At 71.9% G+C, this 18,048-nt stretch carries 20 protein-coding genes; 14 read left to right on the forward strand and 6 right to left on the reverse strand.

Translation table 11 applies throughout. From position 1 onward, the window contains the following. Positions 1-113: 113 nt before the first annotated feature. Positions 114-446 carry a hypothetical protein gene (locus Q5425_RS33250; RefSeq protein WP_308676310.1) on the forward strand — a complete coding sequence of 111 codons (333 nt, stop codon included), beginning with the start codon at positions 114-116 and terminating at the stop codon, positions 444-446. Positions 447-556: 110 nt separating this feature from the next. On the opposite strand, the gene Q5425_RS33255 is transcribed toward Q5425_RS33250, so the two are convergent. After that, complete coding sequence (locus Q5425_RS33255) at positions 557-961, reverse strand: MerR family transcriptional regulator (protein ID WP_308676311.1); 405 nt, start codon at positions 959-961, stop codon at positions 557-559. Positions 962-1,073: 112 nt separating this feature from the next. Here Q5425_RS33255 and Q5425_RS33260 point away from each other — a divergent pair, with 112 nt between their 5' ends. Together Q5425_RS33260 and Q5425_RS33265 are read left to right on the forward strand one after the other, a co-directional pair. Then, the gene (locus tag Q5425_RS33260) at positions 1,074-2,147 is read left to right on the forward strand and encodes an alkene reductase (RefSeq protein ID WP_308676312.1); all 1,074 of its coding nucleotides are present in this window, start codon (positions 1,074-1,076) and stop codon (positions 2,145-2,147) included. A gap of 9 nt (positions 2,148-2,156) precedes the next feature. Next, positions 2,157-2,756, forward strand: a complete 600-nt coding sequence (locus tag Q5425_RS33265; protein WP_308676313.1) for a hypothetical protein — start codon at positions 2,157-2,159, stop codon at positions 2,754-2,756. Here the strand turns inward: Q5425_RS33265 and Q5425_RS33270 are convergent. Beyond that, complete coding sequence (locus Q5425_RS33270) at positions 2,753-2,902, reverse strand: hypothetical protein (RefSeq protein ID WP_308676314.1); 150 nt, start codon at positions 2,900-2,902, stop codon at positions 2,753-2,755. The genes Q5425_RS33265 and Q5425_RS33270 overlap by 4 nt on opposite strands. A 155-nt stretch (positions 2,903-3,057) precedes the next feature. On the opposite strand from Q5425_RS33270, the gene Q5425_RS33275 reads away from it, so the two are divergent. Beyond that, positions 3,058-3,954, forward strand: a complete 897-nt coding sequence (locus Q5425_RS33275) for an SDR family oxidoreductase (protein ID WP_396135318.1) — start codon at positions 3,058-3,060, stop codon at positions 3,952-3,954. A gap of 244 nt (positions 3,955-4,198) precedes the next feature. Here Q5425_RS33275 and Q5425_RS33280 read toward each other — a convergent pair whose 3' ends face one another. Continuing rightward, complete coding sequence (locus tag Q5425_RS33280) at positions 4,199-5,380, reverse strand: AAA family ATPase (protein WP_308676315.1); 1,182 nt, start codon at positions 5,378-5,380, stop codon at positions 4,199-4,201. A gap of 51 nt (positions 5,381-5,431) precedes the next feature. Further along, positions 5,432-6,421, reverse strand: coding sequence for a PaaX family transcriptional regulator C-terminal domain-containing protein (locus Q5425_RS33285; protein ID WP_308676316.1), 990 nt, complete (start codon positions 6,419-6,421; stop codon positions 5,432-5,434). 201 nt (positions 6,422-6,622) lie between these two features. Between Q5425_RS33285 and Q5425_RS33290 the strand changes: the two genes are divergently transcribed. The 10 genes from Q5425_RS33290 (at position 6,623) to Q5425_RS33335 (ending at position 16,847) form a co-directional block, all read left to right on the forward strand. Continuing rightward, positions 6,623-7,540, forward strand: coding sequence for a transporter substrate-binding domain-containing protein (locus Q5425_RS33290; protein WP_308676317.1), 918 nt, complete (start codon positions 6,623-6,625; stop codon positions 7,538-7,540). Next, positions 7,537-8,412 carry an amino acid ABC transporter permease gene (locus Q5425_RS33295; RefSeq protein ID WP_396135292.1) on the forward strand — a complete coding sequence of 292 codons (876 nt, stop codon included), beginning with the start codon at positions 7,537-7,539 and terminating at the stop codon, positions 8,410-8,412. The genes Q5425_RS33290 and Q5425_RS33295 overlap by 4 nt, the downstream gene beginning before the upstream one ends. Beyond that, entirely contained in the window at positions 8,409-9,194 is a 786-nt protein-coding gene (locus Q5425_RS33300) for an amino acid ABC transporter ATP-binding protein (protein ID WP_308676318.1), read from the forward strand. The genes Q5425_RS33295 and Q5425_RS33300 overlap by 4 nt, the downstream gene beginning before the upstream one ends. Next, the gene (locus Q5425_RS33305) at positions 9,191-10,330 is read left to right on the forward strand and encodes a CapA family protein (RefSeq protein ID WP_308676319.1); all 1,140 of its coding nucleotides are present in this window, start codon (positions 9,191-9,193) and stop codon (positions 10,328-10,330) included. Before Q5425_RS33300 ends, Q5425_RS33305 begins: the two co-directional genes overlap by 4 nt. After that, positions 10,327-11,565: a CoA transferase gene (locus tag Q5425_RS33310; protein ID WP_308676320.1), complete on the forward strand. Its 1,239-nt coding sequence runs from the start codon at positions 10,327-10,329 to the stop codon at positions 11,563-11,565. The genes Q5425_RS33305 and Q5425_RS33310 overlap by 4 nt, the downstream gene beginning before the upstream one ends. Beyond that, complete coding sequence (locus Q5425_RS33315) at positions 11,562-12,578, forward strand: 2-hydroxyacyl-CoA dehydratase family protein (protein ID WP_308676321.1); 1,017 nt, start codon at positions 11,562-11,564, stop codon at positions 12,576-12,578. The genes Q5425_RS33310 and Q5425_RS33315 overlap by 4 nt, the downstream gene beginning before the upstream one ends. Continuing rightward, positions 12,575-13,798, forward strand: coding sequence for a 2-hydroxyacyl-CoA dehydratase family protein (locus Q5425_RS33320; protein ID WP_308676322.1), 1,224 nt, complete (start codon positions 12,575-12,577; stop codon positions 13,796-13,798). Before Q5425_RS33315 ends, Q5425_RS33320 begins: the two co-directional genes overlap by 4 nt. A gap of 20 nt (positions 13,799-13,818) precedes the next feature. Beyond that, the gene (locus Q5425_RS33325) at positions 13,819-14,742 is read left to right on the forward strand and encodes a hypothetical protein (protein ID WP_308676323.1); all 924 of its coding nucleotides are present in this window, start codon (positions 13,819-13,821) and stop codon (positions 14,740-14,742) included. Positions 14,743-14,754: 12 nt separating this feature from the next. Further along, entirely contained in the window at positions 14,755-16,158 is a 1,404-nt protein-coding gene (locus Q5425_RS33330; RefSeq protein ID WP_308676324.1) for a DUF6351 family protein, read from the forward strand. A 116-nt stretch (positions 16,159-16,274) separates the two neighbouring features. After that, positions 16,275-16,847: an SDR family NAD(P)-dependent oxidoreductase gene (locus tag Q5425_RS33335; RefSeq protein WP_308676325.1), complete on the forward strand. Its 573-nt coding sequence runs from the start codon at positions 16,275-16,277 to the stop codon at positions 16,845-16,847. Positions 16,848-17,056: 209 nt separating this feature from the next. On the opposite strand, the gene Q5425_RS33340 is transcribed toward Q5425_RS33335, so the two are convergent. Further along, the gene (locus Q5425_RS33340; protein WP_308676326.1) at positions 17,057-17,404 is read right to left on the reverse strand and encodes a hypothetical protein; all 348 of its coding nucleotides are present in this window, start codon (positions 17,402-17,404) and stop codon (positions 17,057-17,059) included. A 36-nt stretch (positions 17,405-17,440) separates the two neighbouring features. Further along, positions 17,441-17,881, reverse strand: a complete 441-nt coding sequence (locus tag Q5425_RS33345) for a peptidoglycan-binding domain-containing protein (RefSeq protein ID WP_308676327.1) — start codon at positions 17,879-17,881, stop codon at positions 17,441-17,443. Between the last annotated feature and the right edge of the window lie 167 nt (positions 17,882-18,048).

The following is an 18,048-nucleotide window of genomic DNA, read 5'->3' on the forward strand; positions in this document are numbered from 1 at the left end:
TGTTGTGAGGTGGAGGGGCAACGGGGCGTCCCCGTATTTTCTGCTCGCGCGCAGCGCCACACATCGTCGCAGCCGTCCAGTCCCAGCGTTGTGAAACCCGAGGAGTCTCCCGCATGTTGAAGAAGGTCTTTGCCGTGACCGCTGCCCTGGGCGCCGGTGCGTTCATGGCCGGTGGCGTCGCCGCCGCCGACGCTTGGGACGGTTACGGGTACCACTACGGCGATTCCGACTCCACCACCCAGTTCAGCCTGGTCAACCTGAGCGACACCGACGTGCTGCACAACGTCGACGGCACGGTCGGGTTCTGCGAGAACGACGTGAACGTCCTGATCGTCCAGGTGCCGCTCCACGACGTCGCCAACGGCGTCGGCGTCGGCGACGGCGAGTCCCCGGACAACTGCGCCGGCACCGGCTCGGCCGACGGCGGCGCCGGCCAGGGCCACTGAGCGGCTCGTCCTCGGCCGGGATCACCGAGCCGGCTCCGGCCGGCGCTTCCGGACAGAGGGGCTGCGGCCGACGGTCGCGGCCCCTTCGGTCCGCTATCCGCGGATGAGCGTCAGCACTGGGCCGGGACCGGGCCGGACTTCTCCTGATCCGGCGCCGGGAGGGTGGCGCGGTGGGCGCGGTTGACGGCGATCAGCTGGTCCAGGGAGTCGCGGGTGCGGACCAGCTCGGCGATGTGGCCGGTGAGGCGGTCGCGTTCCTGCTCCATGCGCCGCTCGGCCGCTACGGACGTTTCTTCACCCGGCGAGTCGACGCAGGGGAGCAGGTCGGCGATCGTGCGGCTGGAGAGGCCGGCGGCGAACATGCGCTGGATGAACCCGACCCGTTCGGTTTCGACGGCGGTGTAGTGCCGTTGCCCGCTGGGGCTGCGGGTGCTGCTCAGCAGGCCTTGCTGCTCGTAGTAGCGCAGGGACCGGACACTCACCCCGGTCCGGGCCGCCAGTTCGCCGATCCGCACGCGACCTCCCGTGTGACCTGTGCCACGAAGGCTTTCCTCTGACACTGATGTCAGATTTTAGCGTAGGTGGTGCGTCCGGTGCCGGGCACTTCCGCTGACGAAGGAGCCTTGCGTGACTTCCCTGTTCGACCGCTACGAAGCCGGCGACCTGATCCTGCCCAACCGCGTGGTGATGGCCCCGATGACCCGGGTCCGCGCCGCCGCGGGCGGCCTCGCGACGCCGTCGATGGCGACCTACTACGCCCAGCGCGCGACCGCCGGCCTGATCGTCAGCGAGGGGGTGCAGCCGAGCCCGGCCGGGCAGTCGAACCCGGGGACGCCGGGCCTGCACACCGACGAGCAGGTCGCCTCCTGGCGTCCGGTGACGGCCGCGGTGCACGCCAACGGCGGGCGGATCTTCGCGCAGATCATGCACGGCGGGCGGGTGTCGCACCCCGATACCACCGGTCTCCGGCCGGTCGGCCCGTCGGCGGTGCCCGCGGCCGGGGAGGTGTTCACGCCGAGCGGGCCGCAGCCGGCGCCGGTGCCGCGGGCGCTGGAGACGGCCGAGGTGCCCGAGCACGCGCGGTCCTACGCGGAAGCCGCGCGGCGGGCCGTGGACGCCGGGTTCGACGGGGTGGAACTGCACGGGGCCAACGGTTATCTGATTTCGCAGTTCCTGTCGTCGAACGCGAACCTGCGCACCGACCGCTACGGCGGCTCGGTGGCCAACCGGATCCGGTTCGCCGTCGAGGCCACCGCCGCGACGGCGGACGCCGTCGGCGGCGCCCGGACCGGCATCCGGCTCTCCCCGGGCGGCACGTTCTGGGGCGTCGAAGAGAACGACGTCCTCGAGCTCTACCCGGCACTGCTGCGCGAACTGTCCCGCCTCGAACTCGCCTACGTCCACCTCGAGGCCACTGTGGACGAAGACGTGCTGCTGGAGCTGCGCCGGCTGTGGCCGGGCACGCTCGTCGTCAACCCGACCGTCCCCATGGGACCGAAGCAGACCGGGCGAGCGGAGGCCGACCACTGGCTCGGGCTCGGCGCGGACCTCATCGGCTTCGGCCGCGCGTTCATAGCCAACCCCGACCTCGTCGAGCGGCTCCGCACCGGGCTCCCGCTGGCCCCGGTCGACGAGGCGACGTACTACCAAGGCGGCGACACCGGCTACCTGACCTACGGGGCGTACCAGCACACGGCGTAGGTGCCGCGGGTGAGAAGCGCGACGGGCGGGTACCACTGCGGCATGGGGATCAGGTCTTCGGAAGCCTTGCTGGTCAAGCCCTCGGTCCGGGGGCAGCTCCCGACGCTGGGCGTGCTGGCGGCGTTCCTGGTGTTCGAGGTGGTCGTCGCCAGGCTGGGCCTGTTGCAGACGTGGCTCGCCATTGCTTGCCCCGCGGTCTTCGCCGCGGTGCTGGTCCTGGGCGCCGTCTCGTTCGTGCGGTCCCGTGGCAAACCTTGGCAGGTGAGGCTGGGCGCGGACGGCGTCGAAGCACGGGGGTTCGACACCGTGCCGTGGTCCGCGCTGGCGGAGGTGCGGATCTCCCGGCTCCGGCCGCGGTGGTTCTTCGTCCTGCAACCGAAGCGGTACCGGGTGATCGCGTTCGTGCCCCGCGAGCCGGGCACGATCCCCGCGACCGTGGTCTACGACCCGTTCCTCGACGGCAAGCGGTCGCCGAACCGCATGACGCGGGTGCGGACCAGGCTCTACGGCGGCCCGTTCATCTTGTTGACGCAGACCCTGGACGCGACGGCGGACGAAATCGCGGACGCGATCCGGCGGCTGAGCGACGTGCCGGTGATCGGCGCCTAAGCCGCGTCCTGCGCCGGGACGTTCCCCGCGTGGTCCGGGTTCGACGCGGGTTCCGGGTTCGCGGGCGGCGCGCTCCGGCGGAGGTCCGCTTCGGTCCGGATCTGGGTGCGGTTCGGGTTGGCGACGAGGGTGGAGTTGTTGTTCACGACTCATGGTTACCCGAGCCGCGGCCCGTCGAACAGTGACCTGCCGCACGGGACGCAGGTGCCGGATGCGGGTGTACTCGGGCACCCGGGTGGACCGGGCATGGACGGCGCCGGACCGGGTACAGGTCAGCAAGACCATCCCCGAGGAGGCGGCCATGACCGAGGACCAGCACAGCCACGAGACCGCGGAGCAGCACCCGAGCCCCGAAGAGCAGCAGGGGCAGGAGCAGCAGCACCCGGGTTCGGGGGAGGCGATGGACCCGCCGCCGGATCACGGTGAGGAGTCCTACCGCGGCAGCGGGAGGTTGGAGGGGCGCCGTGCGGTGATCACCGGCGGTGACTCCGGGATCGGCCGGGCGGTCGCGATCGCGTTCGCCCGGGAAGGCGCGGACCTGGTGCTGTCCTACCTGGCGGAGGAGCAGGACGACGCCGAGCGCACGGCGGAGCTGGTGCGCGAGGCGGGCCGGCGGGTCGTGCTGGTGCCCGGCGACATCCGCGACGAGCAGCACTGCACGCAGATCATCGAGACGGCCGTGGCCGAGCTCGGGGGGATCGACGTGCTGGTGAACAACGCCGCCTATCAGATGGCGCAGGAGGAAGGCCTGCTCGGGATTTCCACCAAGCAGTTCGACCGGGTGCTCAAGACCAACCTGTACGCGATGTTCTGGTTGTGCAAGGCGGCCGTGCCGCACATGGGCAAGGGGTCGGCGATCATCAACACCTCGTCGATCCAGGCGTCCCAGCCGTCGCCGGAGCTGCTGGACTACGCGACGACCAAGGGGGGAATCGTGAACTTCACCAAGGGGCTGGCCCAGGACCTGGCGAAGAAGGGCATCCGGGTGAACTCGGTGGCGCCGGGGCCGGTGTGGACGCCGCTGATCCCGGCCACCATGCCGGAGGAGAAGGTGGACTCCTTCGGTGAGCAGACCCCGATGGGACGCGCCGGGCAGCCGGCCGAGCTCGCCCCGGCGTTCGTGTTCTTCGCTTCGCCGGAATCCAGCTACGTCACCGGCGAAGTTCTCGGCGTCACCGGCGGGCAGCCGCTGACCTGACCGGTTTCCGGGACCGCTTCCGCTCGGCGAAGGGTGGGGGAGACCTGCGAGCGGAAGCGGTGGCTGGAGAGTCGGTACGGGGGTCGCCTCTCGGCGGGTGCGCAACCCGGCTCCGGGGTGAACCGGTGTTCCGGGAGGGCGGAAGAGGTGAGGCCCGGGGACTCCGCCGTACCGACACCCTTACAACGCCCGGTGCGGCGCGGTGTTCCCCGACGCCGCCGCAGACGGGCGTGACGTGCGTCGCTCAGCCGGCGCCATTGCGGCACGCGGGTCCCCGGGCACCATCAAGCAACGGCCAGACACCCGTGGCGACAACAGCGTCGACGGTGTCTGTGACGCCACGACCGTTGCTGTCCACCCGCACACCGACCTGAGCGCGTTCCAGCGCTCGGGCCTGCGCATCCGCCCGGTCCGCGAACTGCCGCAACCGTTCAGCCGGCTGACCCAGCAGCGGATCGCCCGGCTGGGGCCAGCTGCTCCGGTCACCGCGCGGCAAGATTCGTTGCGCCAGGTCGGCTCGATTCGCGTGCAGGCGACACACGGTCAGCGCCGCAGCGGGCACCGCCCTCCGGTAAGGCAGCTGCGCGACCTCCGGGCTGATCTCGCCGGCGATCACCAATCCGTCAGCGCCCAGGTCCCGGTAGGCTCGCCAGACCGCGGCCACGTTCGCTGCCCGAAGCTGGTGGTCAACGGTGTTCTGTGCGCCGAACCCGACTTGCCGCAGGTCCAGATAACCGACCCGGTGACCCGCACGCAGCGTGCGCAGATAAACCTGGAAGCCGACCATCGATGTGCCGACGCCGGGCGCTCCGCTCACCCACAGGATCGAGCCATCGGCCGGGGCGGATCCCGGCACGGACGCCGGCGGACCGGTAGCCGTGTGCCAGCCGGCGGTGGCGGTCGTCACGGCTGCGACCACCTCGGACACCGTCAGGCCGGTGGTGTCCACGCAGAGATCCGCGATCGTGCCGGCATCCATCGCGTCGGCCACGGCCACCACACCCGGGACGGCGGCTTCGTCTCCCGAACGTCCCACGAATCGCCGCACCAGCTCCTCGCGATCTGCTCGCAGCCGGCACAACGTCAGCTCCACGCCGGGCAGCACGGCCCGGTAGGAGGGATCCACGACCCCGGACACCACCACACAGGCCGCGCCGCGGGCCGCGTGATTCGCCACCACGGACGCGAGGTTCCGGGCTTTCAGCCGGTGCCGTCCAGGATCGTTCTCCCGCTCCGGGTAGCACATGCCGAGCTGGTCGATGTCGACGTAGGCCGCCGCGATTCCCCGGTCGACCAGTTCGCTGCGCATCCGCCAGGCAACAGACGTCTTACCGACACCGGGTGGGCCACACAGCCACAGAACAGCGACCACGGGCGCAGTCTCCCCGCGATCGACGGTGCTGTCGAACCAATTGACCGAAGACACGCTCCCAGCGCCGGACAGTTCCCCGGCCGGGCGGCTCGGGAAGTGTCCCTCCTACTGGCGGCGCGCGTCGTCCAGGCGGCGGGCCTCGGCGGCCTGCTCGAACGGCGTGTCGCCCGCCGGGTGGTGGTCGCCGAGCTCGGCGAACAACGCCGCCACCTTGGCCGAGTCGTGGTGGGAGGACAGCTCCGCCAGCGCGGGGTCGGTGCCGGCCAGGACCTGGCGGAACCGGAGCTCGGCGAGGGGACCCAGCCGGTCGTAGATCTGCAGGAACACCTTCTGGGCCCGGTCGCGCGCCCAGCCGGCCGGGAGCAGTTCGGCGGGCAGGTCCGGGTCGGTCTCCGGGAAGCGGCGCCAGTCCACCCGCAGCTCGGTACGCGTCCGCAGGGCCTGCGCCGGGCTGATGAGCCCGGCCTCCAGGCCGGAGAGCACCTGTTCGTAGCGGTCGACGAACTGCTCGTACTCGCGGGCGAGGGGCTCGAGGTCGAAGGCCGCGGCCGCCGCGGCCGAGCCGGGGATCTCGGTCGCGCGGAAGACCGTCGCGCTGCGGAGCTCGAGTTCGCGCAGCGCGGCGAGGGCGTCCTCGGCGAGGTCGTGCGGGCTGACCCAGACCCCGTCGTAGAGGGCGGCGAAGCGCAGGACGCGCAGGCGCGATCGCAGAGCGGTGCGCAGCCCGCGGTCCTGCTCCGGCACCGAGAAGGTGACCACGGTCCACTGCCCGTCCCAGTCGGGCGTGGTCGTGCCGAAGGTCAGCATCCGGTGCGTGCGCTCGATGATCACCGCCGACGTGCGGGCGGGGATGCCGTACGCGGTCGTCCGGCCGCTGCGCGACACGGTGAGCAGGCCGCGGGCGGCCAGCCGGCGGATCGCGGCCCGGGCGCTCGCCGGGCTGATGTCGAACTCGCCGAGCAGCTGCACCAGTGCGGCCGACGGGATGTGCTCGTCGCGCCAGTACCAGAAGTCGCCGAGCAGGGACGTGAGGAGCAGCTGCGGTTCGGCGCCCTGCTGGGAGCGGGGCAGCGGGCCCGAAGGCGTCACCGTCATCGCGCGCCTGCCTCTTCCGGGGTCGGTCCCGGCGGCCGGTCCGCCGCGGGGGTCCATGGTGGCAGTGCCGCAAGGGCGGCCGAACCGAGGGGTTGAATCACGCGACACATCATGCGACGATCGGCGCCCAGATAGCAACCAATCGTTCTCCCAGGTTTCCGCGCCATCCGCTCCCGACGGCCTCCGCAGGAAGAAAACGACATGGGTTCCTCACTTCGTCAATGGCGTCGAAGCACGCTCGCCGCGGCCGTCGCGGGTCTCGCGCTGGCCGGGTGCACGGTCGACGACGGCGCCGCGTCCGCGCCCAGCGCTGCCGCCCTCACGGCCGTCCCGGCGTTGCACGACCAGCTGCCGCAGGCGGTCAAGGACGCCGGTGTCCTCCGGTTCGCCGGCGACTCGCACCCGCCGTACCGCACGGTCGGCCCGGACGGCAAAACGGTCACCGGCATCGACCACGACTTCCAGCAGGCGCTCGGCCAGCTCCTCGGCGTGCGCACGGAAACCACCATCGTCAGCGGTCTCCCGGCCGCGTTGCAGGGCATGCTGAGCGGCCGCTACGACGCCTTCAACGGGCCGGTGAAGGCGACCGCCGAACGGGAGAAGCAGTTCGACACCGTCACGTGGATGACCACGCGCACCTCCTACGTGGTCCCCACGGGTTCCGCCGCCGGCCTCAAGCAGGCCGCCGACCTGTGCGGCAAGCGGGTCGCGGTGGTCACGGCGAGCGTCGTGGAGGACCAGCTGGCGAAGCTGTCCGCCTTCTGTGAGCGTGAACACCGCCCGGCCGTGCAGGTGGTCGGCCTCGACGACACGAACGCGACGCTGCTGGCCGCGAAATCCGGCCGGGCCGAGGCCGCCGGGATGACCCAGGCCGCCGCGATCGACGTGACCACCCAGCAGAAGGGGCAGTACGAGTACGTGACGCAGACCGAGGAACAGGGCGCCACGAAGGACAACCTGGCGCTCTACACGCCGAAGTCCGCCAAGCTCGGCCCGGTGCTGCAGAAGGCCTTCGAGGAGCTGTTCCGCAACGGCACCTACACCCGGATCATGCACCAGTGGGGCCTGGACGAGGTCACGGTGCCGCAGCCCCTGTTCGACGTGGCGTCGGCGAAATGACCGCGATGTCCACTGTGGAGGACGCGACGGCGGCGCACGACGACGTCGCCGCGTCCCGCGCCCGCTTCCGGCCGCTGCGCTGGCTGTTCGTGCTCGTGCTGGCGGTGCTGGCCGCGCAGCTGGTCGTGTTCCTCGTCGGCAACTCCCGCTTCCAGTGGGACGTCGTGGCGAAGTACCTCTTCGAGAAGAGCGTCATGGCGGGCCTGGGCACGACCGTGCTGCTGGCGGTCGCGGCGATGGTCCTCGGCTCGCTGGCCGGCGGCGTGGTCGCGGCCATGCAGCTGAGCGGGTTCGGTCCGGCCCGGTGGGTGGCGACGCTGTGGGTGGGTCTGTTCCGCGGCATCCCGCCGCTGGTGCAGCTGATCTTCTGGTTCAACCTCGCGTACCTGCTCCCGAAGCTGTCGATCGGCATCCCGTTCGGCCCGGTCTTCGGGACGTGGGACGCCAACACCGTCATCACGCCGCTGACCGCCGCGGTGCTCGGCCTGTCCCTCGTCGAGTCGGCGTACCTGGCGGAGATCTTCCGCGCCGGGGTGTCGTCGGTCGACCCCGGCCAGCGCGACGCGGCGCGCGCGATGGGCTACCCGCCGGGCCAGACGCTGGTCCGGATCGTGCTGCCGCAGGCCATGCGCGTGATCATCCCGCCCGCGGGCAGCCAGTTCATCAACGTCCTCAAGGGAACGGCGCTCGTGTCGGTCATCGCGATGTCGGACCTGCTGCACTCGGTGCAGGTGATTTACAACCGCACCTACGAGATCGTCCCGATGCTGCTGGTCGCCTGCTTCTGGTACCTGGTCGTGGTCACCGTCCTGACGGCCGGTCAGCGCCGCCTGGAGCGCCGGTTCTCGCGCGGCCACCGGAGCGCCCGATGAGCGCCCCGGTGCTGCGGATCAGCGACGTCCGCAAGGAGTTCGGCGCGGTGACCGCGTTGGCGGGGGTGAGCCTCGACGTGCACGAAGGGGAGACGGTCGTCGTGATCGGGCCGTCGGGCTCGGGCAAGTCGACGCTCGTCCGCTGCGCCCACCAGCTGGAACCGGTCGACGGCGGGGCCATGTACCTCGACGGCGAGCTGCTGGGCCACCGGCGTTCGCCGGGCGGCCTGCGCGCGCTGACCGAGCGGCGGATCGCCGCCCAGCGGCGCCGGATGAGCATGGTCTTCCAGCAGTTCAACCTGTTCCCGCAGTTCACCGTGCTGCGCAACGTGACCGACGCGGCGATCCGCGTCCACCGGCGGGATCGGTCCGCTGTGGAGCAGGAGGCCCGTGCGCTGCTCGAGCGCATCGGCCTGGCCGGCCGCGAGGACCACTACCCGCGGCAGCTGTCGGGCGGGCAGCAGCAGCGGGTCGCCATCGCGCGGGCCGTGCTGGTGCGGCCGCGGGTCATGCTGTTCGACGAGCCCACCAGCGCGCTCGACCCGGAGCTGGTCGAGGAGGTGCTGGCCGTGCTGCGGGACCTCGCCGCCGCGGGCACCACGATGGTCGTCGTGACGCACGAAATGGCGTTCGCCCGCGAGGTGGCCGACCGGTGCGTGTTCATGGAGGCGGGCCGGATCGTCGAACAAGGCCCGCCGGACGAGCTGTTCGCCCGTCCCCGGACCGACCGGCTGCGGGCCTTCCTGTCCCGTCACCGGTCCGAAAAGGAGAGTGCTTCGTGATCACTGTCGGCGCCGTCGGCGACCTCATCCTCGACGAGCCGGACCCGGAGTCGTTCCTCGCCCCGGCCGCGCCGGTGCTGCGCGGGATGGACCTGGCCATCGGGCACGTCGAAGTCCCGCACTCGACGACGACGGTCCAGCGCAGCACCGACGTCCCCGCCCCGCCGGCCGACCCGGCCGCGCTGAAAGCGGTGGCCGGCGCCGGGTTCGCGGTGGTCACCCTGGCGGGCAACCACATCTGCGACGCGGGCGACGAGGGCCTGGCCGACACGATCGCGCACGCCCGGGCGGCGGGAATGGCCACCGCCGGGGCCGGTGCGGACCTCGCCGGAGCGCGGCGCCCGGCGATCGTCGAACGCGGCGGCCTGCGGATCGGCGTGCTGTCGTACAACTGCGTCGGCCCGCGCGATTCGTGGGCGACCTCCCGCAAGCCCGGCTGCGCCTACGTCCACGTCCTCACCCACTACGAGCTCGATCACGCCAGCCCCGGCGGGCCGCCGAAGATCTACACCTTCGCCGACCCGGACAGCCTGGAGGCGATGGCCGAGGACGTACGGCGCCTGCGTGCCGAGGTCGACGTCGTGCTCGTCTCGCTGCACAAGGGGGTCGGGCACACCCCGGTCGTCGTCGCGATGTACGAAAGCCCGGTCGCGCGCGCCGCGATCGACGCCGGGGCCGACGCGGTGTTCTCCCACCACCCGCACATCATGCGCGGCATCGAAGTCCACAGAGGACGGCCGATCTTCCACGGGCTCGGCAATTTCGCTACGGTCACCCACGCCCTGACGCCGGGAGCGGGTGTCGGCGCCGACGAGCTGCGCGCGTGGGCCGAGCGGCGGACGAAGCTGTACGGCTTCGCGCCCGACCCGGACATGCCGTTCTTCCCGTTCCACCCCGAAAGCCGCAACACCGCCATCGCCTTCTGCCGCTTCGACGAGACCGGGCTGCGCGAAGCCGGGTTCGTCCCGTGCCGGATCGACGACCACGGCCGTCCGGTCCCGGTCGGCGGCACGCCGGAAGGCGAAGCCGTGACGAAGTACATCGAGGACATCACCCGGGGTGCCCGGCTCAACGGCCGGTTCACCACCCGCGGCACCGAAGTGCTCGTCGACTCCGAAGAGGGGATTTCCGCATGACCGACCAGCCACTGGCCGGCCGCACCGTCATCGACCTGACCACCGCGCTCGCCGGGCCGTACGCGACGCTGCTGCTCGCCGGGCTCGGCGCGACGGTGATCAAGGTCGAGAACCCCGCCACCGGCGGGGATTCCTCCCGCAACAACGCACCCTACGTCGGGCGCGACGGGCTGAACCTCGCCCGGCGGCACGAAGACGACCTGTCGGTGTCGATGCTGCTGCGCGGCCGCAACAAGCTGAGCGTCACCCTCGACCTGAAGAACCCGCGCTCACGAGCCGTCTTCACCGACCTCGTCCGGGACGCCGACGTGCTGGTCGAGAACTACAGCCCGGGCGTCACCGAGCGGCTCGGCATCTCCTACGAGCGGGTCCGCGAGATCAACCCGCGGCTGGTGTACACCTCGATCAGCGGGTTCGGTGCCCAGGGCGGGCCGGGTTCGGGCAAGGCGATGGACTCGATCATCCAGGCGCTGAGCGGGGTGATGATGACCGCCGGCGAGCCCGATGAGGGCCCGGTCCGGTTCGGGCTGCCGATCGGCGACCTCCTCGCGCCGCTGTTCGCGGTGGTCGGCACGGTCTCCGCGCTGCTGCAGGCCGGGCACACCGGCGAGGGCCAGCACGTGGACGTGTCGATGCTCGGCGCGCTGACGTCGCTGGTCGCGTGCGAGCCCTTCGACGCCTTCGACGCGGTCGGCCTGCCGCAGCGCACCGGGTCGATGGTGCCGCGGCTGGCGCCCTTCGGGATCCTGCCCGCGCTGGACGGTTATCTCGCCCTCTGCGCGCCGACCGACGCCTTCGCCCACGGCGTGCTGCGCGCGATAGGCCGGCCGGACCTGGCCGAGGACGACCGGTACCGCACGCGGGACCAGCGGGTCCGCGCCGCCGACGAGCTGCACGGCCTCATCCGCGAGTGGTGCCGGACGCGGCCACTGGAAGAGATCCTCGCCGCGTTCACCGCCGAAGGCGTGCCCGCGGCCGAGGTCCGCGAGCCGCGCGAGGCCATCCGCGACCCCCTGGTCCTGGCGCGCGAGGAGGTCGTGCCGCTGCGGCACCCGCGGCACGGCGAGGTGGCCGACCTGGCCGGAACCGGCGTGCCGATCCGGTTCTCCGCCGCCCGCGTCTCCCTCGACCGCCCCGCGCCGGGCTTGGGGGAGCACAACGAACACGTCTACCGCGAGCTGCTCGGCTACACCGAAGAACAGCTGGCGGAGCTCGTCTCGGAGGCGGTGATTTGACCGCCCCGGTCGTCGGGTACGTCGGCGCGGACGTCCCGGTGGAACTGATCACCGCGGCCGGGCTGTTCCCGCTGCGGCTGGCCGGGAAACCGGGTGGGGACAGCACCCTGGGCGACCGCTACCTGGGCCGCGGGGTGGACCCGGTCGCCCGGTCGATCCTGACGCGGATACTCACCGGGGACTACGGGCCGCTCGAAGCCATCGTCGTCTCCCGCGACTGCGAAGCGTCGTTGCGGCTGTTCTACGCCTTGCGCGAGCTGCACCGGGTCGAGCCGGAGCTGCGGCTGCCGCCGGTGCGGCTGGTGGACGTCCTGCACCTGCCGCACCACACGACCACCCGGTACGTCCACGCGAAGATCGCGCAGTTGCGCGAGTGGCTGGGGCAGTGGCGGCCCATCGGCGACGACGACCTCGCCGCGGCGATCACCGCCCACGACACCCTGCGGCGGTCGCTCGGCCGGGTCGCCGCCCTGCGCCGCGCGAACCGGCTGAGCGGCACCCGGTTCCTCGAAGTCGTCGCCGCGACCACGGCGTTGCCGGTCACCGACGCCATCGCGCTCGTGGACGGCGTGACTGGCGATCCGCGCGAAACCGAAGGGGTGCGGCTGTTCCTCACCGGGAGCTCGCACGACTGCCCGGACGTGTACGAAACGGTGGAAGGCAAAGGTTTCCTCGTCGTGGGCGAGGATCACGACTGGGGCGAGCTGCTCTTCGCGCGCACGTGCGCGGCGCCGACGGAACTCGCGCTCGCCGAGCGCTACCAGCACAACGGGCCGGCGGCGCCGCGCGCGTCCATCCGGCAGCGGGCCGCACACACCGCGGCCGCCGCTCGCGCCTGCGGTGCCGAGATCCTGTTTTTCTACGCGCGCGTCCACGACGACGCCCCGCCGTGGGACTTCCCGGAGCAGCGGGCCGCGGCCGGGCTACCGGCGGTCCTGGCGGAGCGCCAGCCGTACGGCGAGCTGACTCCCGGGGCGCTGGCGGCGCTGGTCCCGGCCGGAGCGGCGGCATGACGGCCCGGCTGGCGTCCGCGACCACGGCGACCGCCTACCAGCGCGAGTGGTTCGCCCGGGTGCGTGACGAGGGTGGCCCGCTGGCGCTGGTGAACGCGGACGCGCCGCAGGAAATCTTCCGCGCGATGGGGATCCCGTACGTGGTCAACCAGTGGTGGGCCTCCATCGTCGCGGCGAAACGCCAGACCCAGCGCTACCTCGGCCTGCTGCGTGACCGCGGCTACCCCGACTACGTCGAGCAGTACAGCGCCACCTCGCTGGCGTCGGCGTTCGAGGACGATCCCGCCCAAGCACCGTGGGGCGGCCTGCCGAAGCCGTCGATCGTGCTCGGCGAGACCACCGGCGACGCGTCCCGCAAGATCTTCGACGTCTGGGACGCGCAACCCGGCGTCACCTACTACCCCCTGGAAAGCGCGGCGGAGAACGCCGTGCCCGAGCGGTGGTGGGAGCTCATGCCGCACCGCTGGGAGGAGGCGATCGGCAGCGACCGCCTCGACCTGCTGACCGGCGAGCTGACCGGGCTGATCCGGTACCTCGAGCAGACGACCGGCCGGGTGTTCTCCGAGACCCGGTTCCGGGAGGTCCTCGCGCTGGTCAACGAGCAGCAGGAGTGGAACCGGCGCACCCGCGACCTCATCGCCGCCGCCCGGCCGTGCCCGATCGCCGTCACCGACGGCATCCCGAGCGTCATGGTGCCCCAGTGGCACCGCGGCACGGAATGGGCGCGCGACGCGGCCCGCGCCTTACACGACGAAGTGCGCGACCGGATCGACGCCGGCGTCTCCGCGTGCCCGGACGAGCGGCTGCGGCTGATGTGGATCGGCCGCGGCCTGTGGTTCGACCTCGAGTTCTACCAGCGGTTCCAGGAGTCGCACGGCGCGGTTTTTGTCTGGTCGATGTACCTCGCCATCGCCGCCGACGGCTACCTGCGCTACGGCGACGACCCGCTGCGCGCGCTGGCGGCTCGCTTCGCCGCGTTCAGCGACCAGCTCTACACCCCGCCGTGGTCGGCGGAGTGGTACGTCAAGGAGGCGCGCCACCACGGCGTCGACGGCGTCGTGCACCTCGTTTCGGACGACGCCCGCGGCAGCTACTTCACCACCCGGGCCCTGCGCGCCGCGGGCATCCCGGTGCTGGAACTGCACGCCGACAACGTCGACGCCCGCACCGGAGACCACCTGACCACGCGGATGACCTCTTGGCTCGGCGAACTGACCTGACCGTCCGGAAAGGACCTATGATGGCCTTGCTCAAACCCGCTCTCGCCGCCGCAGCGACGGCCCTGCTCGCGGTGACGGCGGCGGTCGTCGTCCCCGGTTCTCCCGAGGCGGAGGTCGCGGCCCCGCCCGCCCCGCCCGCGTCCTCGGTGTTCCACCCGGTGGTCCGCGAGGCCGCGGCCGGGACGGGGGACTACGCCGCCGAGTACACCGTCTACCGGCCGGCGGACCTGGGTGCCGGGCCCGGCCGCCTGCCGGTCGTGGTGTTCGGCAACGGCGCGTGCCGGCACACGAGCAACAACGAGCTGCTGACGCTCGAGACCCTGCTCGCGGCGCACGGGTTCGTCGTCGTGGCCGTTGGCGGGTTCGACGAGCCGGCGCTGACGGAGAACGGCAGCCCCGAACCGGCGGTGATCACCGACGCGATCACCTGGGCCGAACGGGAGAACGGCCGCCGGGGGAGCGCCCTGCGGAACCGGCTCGACCCCCGCCGGATCGGCGTCGCCGGCCACTCGTGCGGCGGCATCGAAGCCCTCGTCGCCGGCGCGGACCCCCGGGTGAAGTCGGTGCTGTCACTGGACAGCGGCTTCTTCGCGGACGGCACCCTCGGGTACGGCCGGGAAAATCTGCAGAAGCTGCACACGCCGGTGTTGTTCGCCGACGGCGGCCCGGACGACGTCGCCTACCCGAACAGCGGGGCGAACTACGACCTCGTCACCGTGCCGGCGGTCCGGGCGACCAACCCGGCCGCCGGGCACACCGGCTTCGTCTACGGCCAGCGCGCCGAGCTCCCCGACCCGAGTGTCCGCGAGGAAGCCGTCCGGGTCCTGACCGCCTGGTTCGACTTCACCCTCAACGGCAACCGCACCGCTCGTGGCTACTTCCTCGGCGCGGGCTGCGGTCTGTGCGCCACGCCGGGCTGGACCGTCACCAGCAAGAACTTCTGACAGGAGCGTTCCATGGGGAACAGATTCACCGTTCTGGCCGCGGCCGCGGTCCTCTTCGCGGGAGTACCGGCGACCGCCCACGCCGCGGAGGCGGGCAAGCCGTGTCCGGCCCCGGTCGCGGCCGCGCGGTGCACCGACGGGCAGCTGACCGACGGAACGCCGTACACCTTCGCCAAACCGGGCCGGTGGAACGGCGCCGTGCTGGTGGACCTCGACTTCGCCGCCGGCGGCCTCTCGAGCCCGCTCACCGCGAGCCTGCTGGAGCGCGGCTACGCGGTGGGCGGCACCACGCGCACGATCAGCAGCTGGAACATCGCGCGGGCGATCGACAACCAGGCGGCGGCGCTCGGCCGCTTCGAAACCGCGTTCGGCCGCGCCCGGTACGCGATCGCCGAGGGCCGCTCGATGGGCGGGATGGTCGCCGCCGGCGTCGCTCAGGTGTACCCCGGCCGGTTCGCCGCGGCGATCCCGATGTGCGGCGGGCTCGGCGGCTCGGTGGGGCAGTGGAACCAGAAGCTCGACACCGTCTTCACGCTGAAGACGCTGCTGTTCCGCGACTCGGCCCTGCCGGTGACCGGCATCCCGGCCGACGTCCCGGGAACGCAGCAGTTGTGGCTCGCGGCGATGGGCTCGGCCCAGTCGACCGCCACCGGAAAGGCCCGCATCGCGCTGGCGGCCGCGATCGGGCAGCTGCCGGGCTGGGGCCTGGCCCCCGACGGCACGCCGACCCCGGTACCGGACGGCCGGGACGCCGACGGCGTCGAAGAGGGGATGTTCCTGGCCCTCGCGGGCGGCCCGCTGCCGTACCTCGGGCAGGCGGTCAGCAGCAGGCGGACGATCGAGCAGCTGGCGGGCGGGAACCCGTCCTGGAACACGGGCGTGGATTACGCGCGCCAGCTCGCTTCGGCGGCACCGGAGCAGCGGAACGCGGTGCACCGGCTGTACTCCCGCGCGGGCCTCGACCTGCGCGCCGACCTCGCCCGCCTCGCCGCCGAGCCGCGGGTGGCCGCCGATCCCGCCGCGGTCGCGTACCTGGAGCGGGGCATCGTGTTCACCGGCGACCTGCGGATCCCGGTCCTGACGGTCAACGGCACCGGCGACCAGATTTCGACCGTCGCCCAGCAGCAGTCCTACGGCGCCTTGGTCCGCCAGGCGGGCCATGCGTCCCTGCTCCGGCAGACGTACGTCCGGACGGCCGGGCACTGCACGTACACGACCGGCGAACAGCAGGCCGCCGTCGACCGCATGCTGACCCGGCTGCGCACCGGCCACTGGCCGGACACGGCCCCGGCCACGCTCAACCACCTGGCGGCGGCCGCGGACGGCAGCCCGGGCCGCTACGTGAGCTACGTACCGCCGCAGTTCAACCGTCGGTACCCGGCCGTCGCCCACCCGGCCTCGGCGCCGAGGGCTTAGCCGCCGCTCACCTCACGTCCGCGCGCGACAACCCCCCGAGCTTTCACGTGAAAGCTCCGACCTGGGGCCCGAGCTTTCACGTGAAAGCTCGGGCCCGTGTCGCGGGAAGAGGACCCATGGATCTGTACCTCGGGGGGAAACGCGCGCTGGTCACCGGCGCGTCGAAAGGCATCGGCGCGGCGATCGCCGAGACGCTGGCCGGTGAAGGATGCGACCTGCACTTGGCCGCACGCAACGGCGGTGCGCTGGAATCCCACGCCCGGAAGCTGCGCGAGGAACACGGCGTGGCGGTGACCGTGCACGCCGTCGACCTCCGCGTCGCGGCGGACCTCGAGCGGCTCACCGAGGCGACCGGCGACGCCGACATCGTTGTCAACAGCGCCGGCGACATCCCGGCCGGCACCCTCGAGGACGTCGGTTCCGAGTTTTGGCGCCACGCGTGGAACCTGGAGGTCTTCGGCTACATCGACCTCGTCCGGTGCGTGTACCCGCGGTTCCGCGCCCGCGGCCACGGCGTGATCGTCAACGTCATCGGCACCGGCGGCGCGGGCAACGCGGCCTTGATGGCCTTCATCAAGGCGCTCGGCGGTGAAGGGCCGCGCCACGGAGTGCGCGTGGTCGGCGTGAACCCCGGCCCGGTGGCCACCGAGCGGGTCACCACGATGCGTGCCGCGAAACGCCGCCGTTGATGCCGGCTTCGCCGGCGTCCGAGCGCTCCGCCTACATCAGCGGAACCATCGTCACCATCGACGGGGGTATGACGGCCGCGCGCTGAGCGCGTCGCACCGGAACCCCGAAGGCGATCCCGTGGCACGGCCACCGCCCACCGAAGCCCGTTGTCCGCCGAGGACGCGGTAATCGGTGGGCGGTGACCGCTACGAACGGGGTGGGGCGCAGGTCAGGAGTACACGCACTCGCTGTCCTGTCCGTTGGGCCCCGCGCACACCGCGAACCACTTCACGGGTGCGCGCGTCGGCTCGTTGCCGCACCCGGACGAACTCCCGTTGGCGTCCCCCACGAGGTCCACGAATCCGTCGGTGAGTTCGTAGTAGGTGCGGACACCCCAGCCGTCCGCCTTCGTGTCGCACGCGTAGACGTTGTTCGTGCCGTTGTGGCCGCCGTAGCCGCGGCCCTGCGACAGGTCCAGCCGCGCGAGGACGCCGGCCTGTGCGGTGCCGGTCGTCGCCAGCAACAGGCCGGCGCTGATCGCCAGCGCAGCCGCGTTCAGCCGGCTTTTCTTTGTCATCATCGATTTCCTCCCTTGGTCGACGGCGCCGGAGTGTCAGGCAAGCAGCCGGTAGCAGGCGCCGGGTGTCGGATTCCAGGTTTCGAACGTGGGGTACGCCGCAAAAAGAAAACCCGCTCGGCGGGTTTGCGGGCCGTACCGCCCGTCGCTGGGAACGCCGAGCAAGTTCTGCACGTTCCGCAGCGCTTGCTGGGTCTTCGGGCCGAATTCGCGGTCGTCGGCGATGTTCTGGCCGTAGCAGCTGCGCATCGACACCTGCAGGACCCGGACGGCGTCGCCGATGTTTCCCCGTCCCAGCTCGCATTCGATGACGCCGCTGTCCCACCCGATCGACGGCACCCGCACATGAGCGGTTTCGCTGCCGTAGGTCGTGAAGCTGTTGCAGGACGCCGCGGCTTGGGCGATTCCCGGTGCCGCGACGGAAACGATCACGGCTGCCATCAGCAATGCCATGACGGCCGAGACGCTGCGGATCATTTCCCCCTCCTCCCTTGGATCGGTCACCGGCGCGAGGGGCTCCTCGATTCCGGAGGCGTTGTTCCGGCCGGGGCCGGCCGCCCGACGTCAGCAAAGCAGCGCGGCGGGTTGTCCAGTAGGGGTGGCGGGTACCAAACAACCGGCGCGAAGGCGGTGGTCAAGGTGAT

Source organism: Amycolatopsis sp. A133, from assembly GCF_031082405.1.
GTDB lineage: Bacteria > Actinomycetota > Actinomycetes > Mycobacteriales > Pseudonocardiaceae > Amycolatopsis.

Excerpts from the sequence above, each read along its gene's own strand:
- Q5425_RS33250 (WP_308676310.1), top strand. The coding sequence starts at position 114 with ATGTTGAAGAAGGTCTTTGCCGTGACCGCTGCCCTGGGCGCCGGTGCG.
- Q5425_RS33345 (WP_308676327.1), bottom strand. The coding sequence starts at position 17,881 with ATGATCCGCAGCGTCTCGGCCGTCATGGCATTGCTGATGGCAGCCGTG.
- Q5425_RS33325 (WP_308676323.1), top strand. The coding sequence starts at position 13,819 with ATGGCCTTGCTCAAACCCGCTCTCGCCGCCGCAGCGACGGCCCTGCTC.
- Q5425_RS33335 (WP_308676325.1), top strand. The coding sequence starts at position 16,275 with ATGGATCTGTACCTCGGGGGGAAACGCGCGCTGGTCACCGGCGCGTCG.
- Q5425_RS33330 (WP_308676324.1), top strand. The coding sequence starts at position 14,755 with ATGGGGAACAGATTCACCGTTCTGGCCGCGGCCGCGGTCCTCTTCGCG.
- Q5425_RS33320 (WP_308676322.1), top strand. The coding sequence starts at position 12,575 with ATGACGGCCCGGCTGGCGTCCGCGACCACGGCGACCGCCTACCAGCGC.
- Q5425_RS33295 (WP_396135292.1), top strand. The coding sequence starts at position 7,537 with ATGACCGCGATGTCCACTGTGGAGGACGCGACGGCGGCGCACGACGAC.
- Q5425_RS33275 (WP_396135318.1), top strand. The coding sequence starts at position 3,058 with ATGACCGAGGACCAGCACAGCCACGAGACCGCGGAGCAGCACCCGAGC.
- Q5425_RS33285 (WP_308676316.1), bottom strand. The coding sequence starts at position 6,421 with ATGACGGTGACGCCTTCGGGCCCGCTGCCCCGCTCCCAGCAGGGCGCC.
- Q5425_RS33300 (WP_308676318.1), top strand. The coding sequence starts at position 8,409 with ATGAGCGCCCCGGTGCTGCGGATCAGCGACGTCCGCAAGGAGTTCGGC.
- Q5425_RS33290 (WP_308676317.1), top strand. The coding sequence starts at position 6,623 with ATGGGTTCCTCACTTCGTCAATGGCGTCGAAGCACGCTCGCCGCGGCC.
- Q5425_RS33310 (WP_308676320.1), top strand. The coding sequence starts at position 10,327 with ATGACCGACCAGCCACTGGCCGGCCGCACCGTCATCGACCTGACCACC.
- Q5425_RS33340 (WP_308676326.1), bottom strand. The coding sequence starts at position 17,404 with ATGACAAAGAAAAGCCGGCTGAACGCGGCTGCGCTGGCGATCAGCGCC.